The following is a 13,628-nucleotide window of genomic DNA, read 5'->3' on the forward strand; positions in this document are numbered from 1 at the left end:
CTACGTAGGGTTAGGGCATGATGCCGGTCCCCATGGTCGGTCGCGCGGGCGAACTGGCCGAACTCGTCGACACCTGGTCCGGGTTGACGACGGCGACCCGGCCGATGGGGCGTACCGCGGTGATCACCGGCGCTGCCGGCGTTGGAAAGAGTCTGCTGACCGCCACCGCGCTCGACGCGTTCACGCCCCGTCCCCGTACGGTGCTCTCCGGTGCGGCCCGGCTACACAGTCCGGCTCCCTACGACTGGCTCGCCGCTGTGCTGAGCGGACGGGACACCACCGCCCTGCCGCTACCGGTGGACGCGCTGGCCTGGCTGGCCCAGCACCCCGACCCACCCCGCGAGCGGTACGCCCCGGAGGCACTGCTCCGGCTCGCGGTGCGTACGGTCCGGGAGCTGGTCGGCACGGGCCCGGCGGTGCTGGTCGTCGAGGATCTGCACGCCCTCGACCCGGCCAGCCTCAACCTGATCGGCGAACTCGCCACCGTTCCGGACCTGCCGATCCTGCTCATGGTCACCAGCCAGCCGCCGGAGGTGGCCGTCTCCCCCGCGCTCACCGCCCGGACGATGGCCCGGCTCGCCGGAACGGCCGGCGCGGTCCGCCAGCATCTCGACACCCTGGGCCGGGGCGAGGTCGCCGACATCCTGACCAAGGTCTTTCCCGGACACGCCGTGTCGGCGACGGTCGTCACCGCCGCGTGGGAGCGTACCGGCGGTAACCCGTACCGGCTCACCGAGCTTCTGGTGGCCCGGGGCGGTGGTGGACCAAAGCGGTTGATCCACGAGTCCACCGGGACGGAGCCCGCCGGGATGGAACGCAACAGGGTGGAGTTCACCGGGGCGGAGCTCACCGGCCGGGAGGCCGACGTGCTCGCCTGCCTGGCCGCTGGAATGTCCAACAAGCAGGTCGCCCGATCATTGGGGATCTCGGTCCGGACGGTGACCGTGCACGTGTCGAATCTGCTGCGTAAGACCGGTTCGGCTTCGCGAACCGAGGCGGCCCTGTGGGCCGTACGTCATCGACACGCCGGCTCGACTCCACCGACGAAGTCGGCATTTCCCCGCGCTTGACGCGTAGTCCATCATTGACTGTACGGCTGGGAATTTTCGATCTCGATAGCCTCGCGATGTCGGAACCTTGCCGGGCACTTCCCTATCATCTACTTGCTTCCGGGAGCCTCCGGCGTCCCGAGCCCCATAACACGATTGCCGCCGACCGTACGGGCGGCGCATTGGCGGATGGTGGTGCACTGGGATGAGGATCCAACCTCGGCAGCAGCTTCTGGAGGTTTGGAACGCGGCTGTCCGATCGTCCTGGCGGGACGGCGAGTGGGTGTGGGGTGGGCGCGACGGCTCGAATTCGATCAGCGACGCCGAACAGCTGCTCTGTCTCCTGCTACCGGCGACGAAGGTCGGCACATTCAAGATCGACCGTCCGGATGAGACCGCCGACGATATGATCAAGGCATTGCGGCCCCTCGGCAATGCCACCCAGATTCCCCGGGTGCTCATGCAGGTACTCCGGGACTACTACGCCCGGTATACCGACGAGTCCGGTACGCCCGTTTTCTCAGGCAGCACATATTTCGACATAGGCGGCGCGGCCGAGGTCAAACCGGAGCAGCTACAGCTGGACATCGTCGACTCGTACGCCATGTCGGTGACCCTCTCGCTGTCGACGATCGGTTTCCTCCGCGTCTTCCGCCAATCCGTGAGCCGGGACGAGATCCTGCGGGAGATCGAATCCCTGGAGTCCATGGCCAGTGTCCGGCTGAGCGCCGCGATGGTCGGCATGCTCCGCAGCTTCTCGGTAAACGTCTTCGACGTGGACTCCATGGAGGGCCAGGCCCTGGTTCGGATGGTCAACCAGGGCGGCCTCCCACAACGGCAGATCGTCGCCCACCTCCGCCGCGAGCTACGCCAGACGATGGCGAGCTTCCGAGAGATCCTGATCGGTTCCGGTCAGGTCGCCGACCTGGAGAGCCCCAACCGGCTCTTCGAGTGTGGCTGGTCCTGGGGCGTCGTCAAGGACGCTCCGACGATCGACACCGAGGAGCCGGTGGGACACCAGCCCAAGGGCGTGGCGCAGGAGGCACCCTACCTCTACTTCACGGTCATCGCCCTGGACGCCATCGAGGACCTACTCTCCGAACGGACACGAATCCTCGGTCTGCTCAACGACGAGCAGCAGCGACTGTCCCGAGCTCTGCAACTACGGTGGGAGCTGACCCGTACCTACTGGGCGGCGGTAGCCACCTTCGGTGACGGCCACCGGTGGCCGCTGGAAGACATCCCCTGGCGCACCACCGACGAGGAGTCCTCCGACTACTACACGCTGCTGGTGACCTCGCTGGCCGTCAAGGGCCTGGTCCGTGAACGCGGCTCGGACGCCGAACTGACCCGCGTGGGCCTCGTCCTCGAAGAACTGGCCAACCGGTCCCGCATCACCCGGCGGCCACTCGACCAGGACTCGGCGGTAGCTCTCCACTCACCCGGGGTACGCCTGTCGTTGGTCGGCAGCGAGCAACTCGGCGGCCCCCAGCTACGCTGGGTGGTCAGCGAATTCTCCGCCCTGCTGTTGCAGCGTTCCTCCGTGATCGCCGGGCTGTTGAGCGAGGCCGACCAGCGGGCCCGGCTGCTGGAACTGGCCGACCGGACCTGGGACCACCTGCTCGACCGGCGACTCGACCGAGGGGCCGCGCGCAGTCTGTGGGACCAGCCAGCCAAGGTATTCCAGCAGGTACAGACCACCTACGACGAACCCTCCTGGTACCACACCGAGCGGGTGGTGCAGGGGCTCGTCACCACCGCCAACATGCTCAGCCGGCCGCCCCTGCGCAGTGACCGGTTGGCGGTCATCGCCCGGGACCTGCTCAACGAGGCCGAACACCTCTACGACATCGAACTGCTCAGCGGCGCCGCAGAAGCCGGCCCAAAGATCCAGCAGACCCTGCACATCGTCCGGGTAAACCTTCGGCGAGCCCGGGAGATCCTCCAGGACCGGCCGGCGACCGCCGCCGCACTGGCCACCGAAGTGCTACGGGTACTCGACGAGTTCGCCGCGGCCCGCCGAGACGTCGCGGAGGCGGGCTGACATGTTGATTTTCGCGGTGTCCGACAAGGGCGGCACCGGCCGCTCGGTCACCAGTAGCAACGTCCTCTACCGCAGCGCCCTGCAAGGGGCGGACGTCTGCTACCTCGACTTCGACTTCGGCTCCCCCACCTCAGGGGCCATCTTCAACATCGAGTCGGCGGTACACGGCACCACCCGAGGCGGATTGCACTCCTATTTGGACGGGGCACTGATCGAGCCGACCCGGTTCGACGTCTGGTCCGAGTCAGACCGGACGAGTCTGCGCAACCGGCCGCCCGGCGCGGGCCAGCTGGTCCTGCTCCCCGGCGACAGCGGGGGCGGGGAGTTCCCCACCACCCGAGAACGCATCGAACGCTGCAGCCGACTCTTCCTCCGCCTGGAGGAGGAGTTCGACCTCAGCCTGATCGACCTGAGCGCCGGCCGGTCGTACGCCACCGAGATGGTGCTCGCCGCCACCGCCATGCCCGAACTGCGCTCAGTCCGGTCCCGGTGGCTGGTGTTCCACCGGTGGACCCGGCAACACGTGCTCGCCGCCTCCGGTCTGGTCTACGGTCCCCGTGGCATCCTGGACACCGGCGTACGGAATGGACACAACTACGAAGACCTCGTCGAGACTCTGCGCTTCGTGCGTACCGCCGTGGTCGACCCCGACTCCCCTGAACTCGAAGGACTTCGACCGGCGCAGGTGGCCTGGCTACGCGAGTGCAACCGGGACCTCCTGGAACTGGCCAGCAACAACCGGGTCGGCCGGACCATGCTGATCGGGTCCGTACCGCTCGACCCGGTACTGCAGTGGCGTGAGCAACTGATCTCAGACAACGATGTGTGGGCCCGCCGGATCGCCAACCGCGAAACCGTCGAGGCGTTCGACACCCTGGCTAAACGGATCGTGGACGACTCAGCCTGGGAGACGCTTTGACGACACCGGATGTGGCTTTCGAAGAGACCGCGGCCAGACGCAGCATCGAGTCGGTCCCGCTGTCACACGTCTCGCTGGAGCTCGGCCACCTCTACATCGAGGAGTTCGCCGGCGGCGTGGAGCAGCTCCGGCGGCACTTCAACCGGATCGCGCCCTGGGTGGCCGCCGCCAAACAAGCCTGCGTCGCCCGTACGCCAGCGGGGCGGGCCCGGATCAGCACCTGCTTCCTCATCGACGACTACTTCACCCGGTTCAGCACCCCGCGTGAAGTGGTCCGGCAGTTGGAGGAGGCCACCCAGGGCACCGGCCTGGTCATCGACTACTTCGCCCGCGAGTCGGGCTGCGCCCGCGCCGACGACGTACCCCTCGCCGACCTGGTGCTGACGCAACTCGTCTCCGACCCGGTGCCCCAAACCACCGGTGACCGGCCGCCGACGACGGAGACCGGCTGGCTGTGCAACGGCAAGCGGTCGCCGGTCCAGGGTCCGGCACAGGCGATGAGTGGAAGCCTGGGCTGGATGCCGCCCGTGCAGAACGCCGCCAACCGGCACTCGATCTTCCTCGACGTGGAGTTGTGGGACTACGAGGAGAACGGCGAACGGCGCTGGTCCTGCCCCTTCCTCGCCGCCGTCTGGCAACTCATGCGGCTCGGCCTGCTGCGCTACGAGGGAGAGGGCGTCACCAACCCGTACCAACTCGACGACTGGCCGGACGACTGGGACAAACTGCCAGCCGTCGTCAAGCTCAACCCACACGCCGCACCATTCAGCGCGTACCGGACCTTCTCCGTCCTCGGGTCCCGCTTCCTGCCCGTCGAGCACGCCGTACGGACGATCCTCAGCCAGGTCTCGGTCAGCCTCGCCGTACTGGACCAGATCCACACCCGCAGTCGCGCCGAACACATCGACCTGCCAAAGGACCTGGTCGAACGGGTCGAATACGCGTTCATCGGAGAATAGCGCCACCGATCGGGGACACCGGGCGGCGCATGCCTGGCGGGTCACGCCAGGTCCGGCAGGTGATACGAGCTGGCGGGTCACGCCAGGTCCGGCAGGTGATACGAGCTGGCGGGTCACGCCAGGTCCGGCAGGTGGTCCGGGTCGGCCCCGGGCAGCCAGGTCAGTGCCTGCCCGGCCAACCGACGGAACCCGGGATCCGGATCGTCCCGGGCCAGGTCGACCAGGAGCGCCCGGGTCCGCTCGTCAGTGCCAAATCGGGTCCCCAGTACCAGCACCGCCGCCGCGCGTACCGACCAGTCGTGGTCGCTCACCCGCTCGACGAAGAGTTCCCGCACCTCGGGTAGCTCGGCGAGGTGCTCACCCAGCACCCTGAGCGCCTCCCGACGTACCGCCAGGTCGGGATCGTGTCGGGCCTTCTCGATCAGCAGATCACGCACCACCCGGTCCGCCCCGAAGTACTCGCCCAGGGTCCACACACCGGCCACCCGGATAAGCGCGTCGTCGCTGTTCGCCCGTTTGACCAGCACCTCGCACTGCTCCCCGTCGGTCCCGAGATGCGTGGCGAGTGCCACCGCCGCCGCCCGGACCAGGTCCGTGTCCGGGTCGCTGCGAACCCGGTCGAGCAGGATCCCGCGTACCTCCGGCTCGGCACCGAAGCGCTCGACCAGCAGCTGTACGGCGGCCAGCCGGATCCGGGCGTTACTGTCGTCACGCACCCGTTCGTCCAGGAGTTGGAAGGCGCGGCCGTCCGGGCCGCCCCGACGCAGCATGGCCGTCACCGCCTCGGTGAACACCGCCGCGTCCGGGTCCCGGCGGGCCCGGTCCACCAGTACGCCGTGGACATCCGCGTGTGACTGCGCCTCCCGGGCGATGGCCTGCGTCGCGGCGAGTCGGACCTTCGAATCGTTGTCGTCACGAGCGCACTCGATCAGCAGCAGCCGTACCCGGGCGTCGCTGCCCACCAGGTCGGCAAGGGCGGAGACGGAGGCAAGGCGTACCGCCGCATCGTCGTCGCCCCGGGCCAGTCCGGCGAGCAGGTCGCACACGCTCGGGTCCATGCCGACCCGGTCGACCAGGGACTGGACGGCCACCAGCCGGACCCGGGAATCGCCGTCGCCGCGTGCCATCTCACTGAGCGTGGGCGCCACCACCGGGTCGATCCCGAGCCGGTCGGCCAGGGCCCGGGCAGCCAGGAGGCGTACGTCGGCGTCCCGGTCTCGGCGGGCACACCTGATCAGCAACTCGCCCAACGACGCGTGTTGCCGGAAGCACTCCACCAGCAGCCGCAGCGCGGCTCGACGGATCGCCTCGTCGGCGTCGGTACGGACCCGTTCGCCCAGCAGGTCGCAGAGCCGGGTGTCACTGCTGGCCCGGTGCACCAGGGCCTGCCCGGCCGCCCAGAGCACCCCGGCTTCCCGGTCGGTGCCCACCCGGTCCAGCAGCAGCGTGCGAACCTGCGGGTCGGCGCCCAGTCGCTCACCGAGCAGCCGCACCGTGGTACGCCGCAGCACCGCATCCCGATCCTCGTTGGCCCGCGCGATCAGGATGTCGCGGACCGGCCGGGTCGCCCCGAAGCGTTCCATCAGCACCAACGCGGCGGTCTGGACCACCTCGGCATCCCGGTCGCCCCGTAGGCACTCCAGCAACTCGGCCCGTAGCTCGACGGTGCCGCCGTAGTAGTCGCCGAGGGCCTGGACCGCTGCTCGCCGCACACTGGGCCGTTCGTCGGCCGACGCCCGCTCCCGCAGCAGCTCCCGCACGCCTGGTTGGCCGTGGAAGCGCTCACCGAGTGCCTGCACCGCGGCCAGCCGGACCCCGGCGTAGCCATCCGCCCGAGCCCGCTCGACCAACAGCTCCAGTGTCCGCTGGTCGGCACCGAAGCGCTCGCCGAGGGCCTGCACGGCAGCCAGCCGGACGCTGGCGTGACCGTCGTCGCGGGCGCGCTTGACCAGTCGGGTCCGGGCCCGTGCGGCGGCGGCCTGATGGGCCGGGCTGTCCACGGCGGCGTTGGCCAGCTGCGCCACCTCGGCCAGGCCGGCGACCGAGGCGTACGCCGCAGGGCTCTCGCCCATCGTGCCGAGTACCTCGTCGAAGAGGTCGTCGATACGTTCGGCGGGGGTGGAGAGCATGGCGGCCAGCCGGGCCGCGTGGGCCGAGACCGAACTCCAGATCACCCGTACGCCCCGACGGCGGTACCAGGACAGATAGGCTTCCCGGCCGGGCCAGTTGGGCCCGATCGCCTTGGCCGCGGGCAGGATCTCCTCCTCGATCAGCCCGGCGGTCTCCCGATCGTCGATGGCGACGCAGTGCTCCAGCAGCAGAATGATCTGCCGGAGCAGCGCCTCGGCCGGCGCGGCGACGTCGGAGTAGAGGTTGCGGACCTCGGCGAGGCACTGTGTGGCAAGGGCGAGGTTCCACGGCGGCGGGGCGAACCCGGCCGGTGGCCAGGGTTGGTTGACCTCCCGGGTCAGCAGGTGGATCAGCTGGGCACTGTGCTTCTCGTGCACCGCACCGGCGAGCAGCCGCAGCACCTCCCGCCAGGAGAGGTCCGCCCAGTGCTGCCTAAACAGCTCCTTCAGCTCCTCGAAGGTGAGTTCCTGGTCGTGCTGGAACCGGACCAACAGCGCGTCGGCACAGAAGAACTCCAGGAAGGTGCGGTGCACGAAGCCGTACAGCCGGGGACCGTACCGACTGAGGATGAAGTTGCGCTCGCGGAACTGGGCGATCATCTGGTGGGCGGCTCGGCGGGCGGTGGCCGGGTCGCGCTGGTACCGCTCGACGAGGTATCGCTCGAAGACCTCGCTCAGTTTCTCGGCGGCGATGTAGTTGACCGCCAGGCCGCGCTCCGCCGCCTGCATCCGATAGGCGAGCCGGCGTAGTAGTTCCTTCTTGTCCTCGGCGTCGATGAAGCCCGGGTCCATGGACCGGTCGTGCAGGTGGCGGTTCACGTCCCACTGCTCGACCAGCACCGTCGTGGCATGGTCGTAGAGGCGCCAGCGTTCCCGGGGCAGTGTCTGGTGCTTGCCGATGATGGCCAGGATGGTGAGCAGGAGCGGGCTGCCGGCCAGTTCCCGGATAGCGTGCGAGTGCCGCATCGCGTCGAGAAGTCGGGCCTGCCGGGCCTGGGCGTCCTCCGGCCGGTCGTGGATGGCCAGCTGATACCAGATGGTGAGGAACTCGTCGATCTGCTGGTCGTCGAGATCCTGGAGGGTGAAGTGGGTGAACCCGACGTCGGTGAGGATCCGCCGGGAGTAGCCGATGATCCGGGAGGTCACGATCACCCGGGCCTGCGGGTGATCGGCCGCGAAGCTGGCGATCTGGCTGGCCACCTCCTCACGCCGGCGGCGGTCGAAGACCTCGTCGAGTCCGTCGAAAATGGCTACCACCGGATGACCGCGGCTCAGGTGCTGCTGGAGGGCGGTACGGTCGATGCCGAGCCCGTCGACGGCGGCGCGATGGTCGAGGTAGTCGAGGAAACTCTGGCACCGCCCCTCGGCCACCAGGGTCACGAACGAGCGTAGTTCGATGAGTAACGGCAGGTGGCCGGTGAGCACGGCCAGCCGCTCGTCGGTCCGGCTCTCCGCCAGCGAGAGCGCGAGGTATCGCGCCACTGTGGACTTCCCGGCGCCGGGGTCACCGAGGAGTACGACCGTGCGCTCGTCGGGTGCGCCGAGTACGTCGAAGAGCCGCCGCAAGGGTTTCGCCCGGTACGCGTCGTGCAGGTGCACCAGTTCGGCCGGGTCCACCTCCTCGGGGACGTCCTCGGTGCCGATATGCCCCTCGGCCTGCATCCGTTGCAGCCACTCGCGCGGCAGTTCGACCGGGGGCGGATCCTCCCGTACGGATTGCTCCACGAAGACGCTGGTCAGCTGGATCCGCAGGTAGTCCTCGGTCTGGGCCGGAGTCAGCGCGTCCAGGTCGAGCACCCCATAGTGCTGACGTAGCCGGTCGAAGTAACGCCGGACCGTGTCCTGGTTCAACGCGTGCACGCCATGCGCCGGCACACCGGACTCGGCCAGGCAGTTGGCCACCGCCGCCGTCACCAGGGCGGCCAGGTCGTTCGGGTTGGTGAAGGCGCTACAGGTGTGCCGCGCCGCCAATTCGGCACGTAACGACTCGATCTTGTCGGCGTCCGCGCCCCGGTCGATGAAGGTGCGCGGCCACGGCGCATCCTCGTCGAGCAAGAAGATCAGGCAGGGCTTGCCGGCCGCCATAGCTTCCCGGTACTCCAACTCGGTGATCGACTTGTCGTAGCCGGCGGGCACGAAACCGTAGCGCCAGGCGAATATCCCGACGTATACCTCGCATTCGGTGACATCGGCCAAGCACTTCTCCAGCGGCCGTCGATCCTCGGCGACGTAGGACTCCATCGCCATGTCCTCGACCCGCAGCCGGCGCAGGGCAAGCTGGACCGCAGAACGGCAATCCTGCAGGTCCCGAAAGGTGGCTGAAACGTAGACCTTGGTCACGGCGGCTCCCTCGCGGCGTGAGCGGCACGTGGCGTAACCGTATCAATAGGACGCAAGAAAATGTTTTCCCGAGGACGGTCGGCATCCGGATAGAAACCGCTGCCAAACATCCGGGACGGCAAATTTCGCATTGTTCGGCGGCGACAGGCCGCCCCAGACGGCACCCATGAGCAAAGATCGACATAAGTCATGATGAGTCGGGCAAATGATTTCGCGGTCACGGACGCGGACATCCGGCCGATCAGTGGCGCGCCGGGAAATATGATGGATGGCAATCAGCCGATCGGTGCCGCCGCCCATCGCGCGGCACGGTCGCCAGCGCAGGCATGACATTGCGGAGGTTCCATGCTGACCTTGGGTGAGGTCCACACCGGGCTCCTCCAGAACTCGACCTCGCTGTCCCTGGAGCACGCCGCACAACTTCTCGACCGGCTCGTCGGCGAGCGGGTACGGCGGTCGGAGCGGCCGATCTCCTACGCCGTCTCCACCGATCAGCTGACCGGGATCGACTGTCAACTGCCGACCCGATCGGGCAGTCGGACCCGGGGGGTCGGCACCGTCGTGTCACACGCCGCCGTCACCGGTGGCCACGTGGTGCAGGGCTCCACCTACACCCGGGTGGGTCGCGCCGCCGCCAATCGCCGGCTGGTCTGGTCGCATTACCTGTCCCGCCCCGGTCATGTCGAGACCATCGGCAAGGTCGACGCCCAGGACGTCTGCCGGGGCTTTCTGGGCACCGTCTACCAGCCGCAGGTGCTGGACATCGGGGCGGTGAGCGCCCGCACCATGGACGCCGTACAACTGTCGTCGCACCTGGACCGACGGCCCCCGTTCCGGACCCGACGGACCCGGCTGCGCTGGGCGGTCGTACCAGCCGAGGATCCGGGTGCCGAGCCACGGGGGACGTTCCGGGTCGAGTCCGCCACGCTGCGCACCCTCGAACTGACCGTCGGGCACGACGACGTACACGCGATCGTCGCCCTGTGCGAGGACCTCGCGCTGCACGACTGGCTCCTGACCACGTTGCTCTCCCTCATCGAGGCCAGCCTCACCAGCCCCGGCACCCGGGCCCAGAAGATCGACCGACTCCGCCCGGCGATCGACTGCCTGCTGCACCTCTGGATGCCCGCCGCCCGCCTGGACGAGGCGGTCCTGCCGGTCTGGCAGGCCCTGGAACGACGCCCCGGTTTCACCCGGCAGTGGCAGTCCTCGGTCGACCGCATCCGGGACCAGGTCACCCTGAGCACCATCGCCCTGCTGGAGGCGTCGGCGAGCTGAGACCCGGACGCCCCCACGCCGGCCGACGCAGGTACGACCACCGCCGGCCGGCCTACCCACGCGGGTACCGGATGAGCAGGCTGGCCACGACCTCCTCGTCGCCGTACGCCCGGTAGATATGTGGGACATCGGACTGCCAGTGGATGTGCTCCCCCGGACCGGCCAACAGTGGTGCAGCCACCGGACCGGCCTGTAGCACTCCCGCGAAGACGGTGATGTGCTCGGTCACCCCTGCCTGGTGCGCGGGCGAGGTCTGCATCGGTCCGGGTGGAACCCGCATCCGGTACAGCTCGGTCGTGACCGTCGAATCGTCGAAGATCTCCAGCAGAGTGGCTTCGACGGCGGCTCCGCGTAGTACGGCTGGTTCTCCCTCCGGCGGCTGGGCCAGTACGGCCGCCAGTGGCACACCGAGTTCGGCGGTCACCGCCTGAAGGGTTTCCAGGGTCGGGTTCCGGGTGCTGTTCTCCAGACCGGAGAGCGTCGCCTTGCCGACCCCGGCCCGCCGGGCCAGTTCGGACAGGGAAATGCCCCGCTCCTGGCGTAGGCGGCGAAGCCGTACGCCCACCTCGCCAGCACCGGTGTCCAGAGCGGGACGCCGGGGTAGGCCCGTCCGGTCAACTGGTACCGCCCGATGGTGGTCTGGTGCACCCGAATCCATGAGGGCTATGGTGCAGCATCGACTCGTTCCGTTTACGGAACGACAGTGGTCGCACGGATCGACACCGCCACGAACCGACGCCATCGAACCGACGCCACCGCACAGACCGACGCTCCCGAATTGACGCCGCCAAACCGACGCCGCTGTGCGGACCGCCTGCTGAGAGGGGCCTGATGACCCGGCTGACGCAACCCATCCTGGCCGGCGTGGTGACCGCGTTGGTCGGCTTCGCCAGCTCGTTCACGATCGTGCTCGCCGGGCTGCGGGCCGTCGGGGCCACCGAGCGGCAGGCCGCCTCCGGCCTACTCGCGCTCTGCGTGACCATGGGCCTGACCGCGATCTGGCTCTCGCTACGCCACCGGATACCGATCAGCATCGCGTGGTCGACCCCGGGCGCGGCACTGTTGGTCGCCACCGGACCGCTACCCGGCGGCTTCGGTACGGCGATCGGCGCGTTCCTCGTCGCCGCACTGCTGATCATCGCGGCTGGCCTGTTTCCACCCCTCGGCCGCTGGATCGCGGCAATCCCGAAACCACTCGCCGGGGCCATGCTCGCCGGCGTCCTGTTCGACCTCTGCCTCGCACCGGTACGTGCCCTCGTCGAGGTACCGCTGCTGGCCGGACCGGCGATCGTCACCTGGCTGCTGCTGAGCCGCCTCGCCCGGCGGTGGGCGGTGCCGGCCGCACTGGCGGTGGCGATAGTGGGAATCGCCGCAACCAGTCCGGCGGACGGGCTGGCCGGCGTCGACCTCCGGCCGATGGTCGAGCTTCAGGCCCCCGAATGGAACACCGCAGCGTTGATCGGACTTGCCCTGCCACTGTTCCTGGTCACCATGGCCTCGCAGAATGTGCCCGGGATGGCAGTCCTGGCCGAGTACGGTTATCGGCCGCCACTGCGGGGCATCCTGCTCCGCACCGGTCTGGCCAGTGCCGTCGCCGCACCCTTCGGCGGGCACATGGTCAACCTGGCCGCGATCACCGCCGCGCTCGCCGCCAGCCCGGACGCCGACCCCGATCCCGGCCGACGCTGGGTCGCCTCGGTGACGGCGGCGGCGGGAATGATCGTCCTTGGCCTGGGGGCCGGTCTGGCGACCGCGCTCGTCCTGCTCTCGCCACCGGTGCTGATCGAGGCGGTGGCCGGGCTCGCCCTGCTCGGCGCGCTCGCCGGGGCGGTCACCACCGCGGTCGAGGAGCCGGCCGGCCGGGAGGCGGCGATCGTCACCTTCCTGGTGACCGCCTCCGGGGTGACCCTGCTGGGCGTGGGTGCCGCCTTCTGGGGGCTACTGGCCGGTGGCCTGCTGCTGCTCGTACACCGCCGCAAGACGACGGCCTCGCCGCCGCCAACGAAGACGGCCTCGCCACCACCGGCCGACACTTCAGCGACAGCCTCGCCGCCGCCACCGGCCGACACGGCAGCGGAGACGGTGGAGCGGCTCACTCCTCCGGAGCGAGTTCGCCCGTGAGCACGTTCAGGCGTACCTCGCTGGCGCTCACCACGCCGATCTGATCCGCCTCGACGTACACCGCACCGTCGAGCGGCCGACGGGCGTCGACCTTGAGGAAGCCCTCCCGGAGCAGTCGGGCGGCCGTGTCGGCCGGCACCTCCGGTTCCTCGGCCCCGGCCCGGATCAGATCGTCGAGACCGACGTCCGCATCGGGGGTCGGTGCCTGCACGGTCACCGCATTGGGGTCACCCAACTGGACCAGGTCGACCGTGCCGACCTCGACGCCAGCCGCGTCGACCACCCGCATGCCGGGGACGATCACGGCGATCGACTGCGGTCCGGAAGTGCGCTCCTGTTGCATGATGTCCCGATTCCCCCGGACCGTCGCCGTCAAACGCCGGGCGATCGGGGGCGACGCCCACTCCCGGACGACAGCGGGCGATGGCCACCCTCGGCCGGCAGGGGGTGCCCCATCGGCAGGTCGGTCGCCGACCAGCCACCGGGCGGTCGGGGCGACAACTCCCGCCAGGCATCGGTGCCGGCCAACAGCCCCCGCACCAGGTCGTACGCCGCATCCTCGCTGCCGAACTCGTAGAACTGGGAGACGCCCTCGGCACCCCCCGACCGCTGCTCGACATGCCACCGGTCCGCGTCGGCGCGAAGGAAGACGTCCCGCCGTGCCAGCCGCCCCCAGTTTCCGTTCCACCAGTGCTTGCGCTGCTCCACGAGGCAGACTCTATCGAACAGGTGTTCGACAGTACGGGAAGCGGCCCCGGTTCCGCCGAACGGCGGAGGCCCGGGGCGTAC

Annotated in this window: 10 protein-coding genes and 1 pseudogene; 6 read left to right on the forward strand and 5 right to left on the reverse strand. The window is 69.3% G+C overall.

Annotation, left to right across the window (positions count from 1 at the left end; all coding sequences use genetic code 11):
* The first annotated feature begins 17 nt into the window (after positions 1-17).
* The 4 genes from FHR38_RS11785 (at position 18) to FHR38_RS11800 (ending at position 4,971) form a co-directional block, all read left to right on the forward strand.
* Positions 18-1,070: a response regulator transcription factor gene (locus FHR38_RS11785; RefSeq protein ID WP_184534713.1), complete on the forward strand. Its 1,053-nt coding sequence runs from the start codon at positions 18-20 to the stop codon at positions 1,068-1,070.
* A gap of 184 nt (positions 1,071-1,254) precedes the next feature.
* Positions 1,255-3,093, forward strand: coding sequence for an SCO2524 family protein (locus FHR38_RS11790; protein ID WP_184534714.1), 1,839 nt, complete (start codon positions 1,255-1,257; stop codon positions 3,091-3,093).
* 1 nt (position 3,094) lies between these two features.
* Complete coding sequence (locus FHR38_RS11795) at positions 3,095-4,012, forward strand: SCO2523 family variant P-loop protein (RefSeq protein WP_184534715.1); 918 nt, start codon at positions 3,095-3,097, stop codon at positions 4,010-4,012.
* 11 nt (positions 4,013-4,023) lie between these two features.
* Positions 4,024-4,971: an SCO2522 family protein gene (locus FHR38_RS11800; RefSeq protein ID WP_312882058.1), complete on the forward strand. Its 948-nt coding sequence runs from the start codon at positions 4,024-4,026 to the stop codon at positions 4,969-4,971.
* 113 nt (positions 4,972-5,084) lie between these two features.
* Here FHR38_RS11800 and FHR38_RS11805 read toward each other — a convergent pair whose 3' ends face one another.
* Together FHR38_RS11805 and FHR38_RS11810 are read right to left on the reverse strand one after the other, a co-directional pair.
* Positions 5,085-9,440 carry a HEAT repeat domain-containing protein gene (locus tag FHR38_RS11805; protein ID WP_184534717.1) on the reverse strand — a complete coding sequence of 1,452 codons (4,356 nt, stop codon included), beginning with the start codon at positions 9,438-9,440 and terminating at the stop codon, positions 5,085-5,087.
* Between the two features lie 42 nt (positions 9,441-9,482).
* Entirely contained in the window at positions 9,483-9,740 is a 258-nt protein-coding gene (locus tag FHR38_RS11810; RefSeq protein ID WP_184534718.1) for a hypothetical protein, read from the reverse strand.
* A gap of 45 nt (positions 9,741-9,785) precedes the next feature.
* On the opposite strand from FHR38_RS11810, the gene FHR38_RS11815 reads away from it, so the two are divergent.
* Positions 9,786-10,718: an SCO2521 family protein gene (locus FHR38_RS11815; RefSeq protein WP_184534719.1), complete on the forward strand. Its 933-nt coding sequence runs from the start codon at positions 9,786-9,788 to the stop codon at positions 10,716-10,718.
* A 52-nt stretch (positions 10,719-10,770) separates the two neighbouring features.
* Here FHR38_RS11815 and FHR38_RS11820 read toward each other — a convergent pair whose 3' ends face one another.
* Positions 10,771-11,376, reverse strand: a complete 606-nt coding sequence (locus FHR38_RS11820) for a helix-turn-helix domain-containing protein (RefSeq protein WP_184534720.1) — start codon at positions 11,374-11,376, stop codon at positions 10,771-10,773.
* A 173-nt stretch (positions 11,377-11,549) separates the two neighbouring features.
* Here FHR38_RS11820 and FHR38_RS11825 point away from each other — a divergent pair, with 173 nt between their 5' ends.
* A complete protein-coding gene (locus tag FHR38_RS11825; RefSeq protein WP_184534721.1) occupies positions 11,550-12,839 on the forward strand; it encodes a benzoate/H(+) symporter BenE family transporter in 1,290 nt (429 codons plus the stop codon).
* Here the strand turns inward: FHR38_RS11825 and FHR38_RS11830 are convergent.
* Both FHR38_RS11830 and FHR38_RS11835 read right to left on the reverse strand, forming a co-directional pair.
* Entirely contained in the window at positions 12,811-13,182 is a 372-nt protein-coding gene (locus tag FHR38_RS11830; RefSeq protein WP_184534722.1) for a hypothetical protein, read from the reverse strand. The two genes, FHR38_RS11825 and FHR38_RS11830, sit on opposite strands and share 29 nt — an antisense overlap.
* Before the next feature lie 131 nt (positions 13,183-13,313).
* Positions 13,314-13,547, reverse strand: a pseudogene (locus FHR38_RS11835) (hypothetical protein); the annotation flags it as partial.
* Positions 13,548-13,628 lie beyond the last annotated feature (81 nt).

Origin of the sequence: Micromonospora polyrhachis, assembly GCF_014203835.1 — a bacterium.
Taxonomy (GTDB): Bacteria; Actinomycetota; Actinomycetes; order Mycobacteriales; family Micromonosporaceae; genus Micromonospora_H; species Micromonospora_H polyrhachis.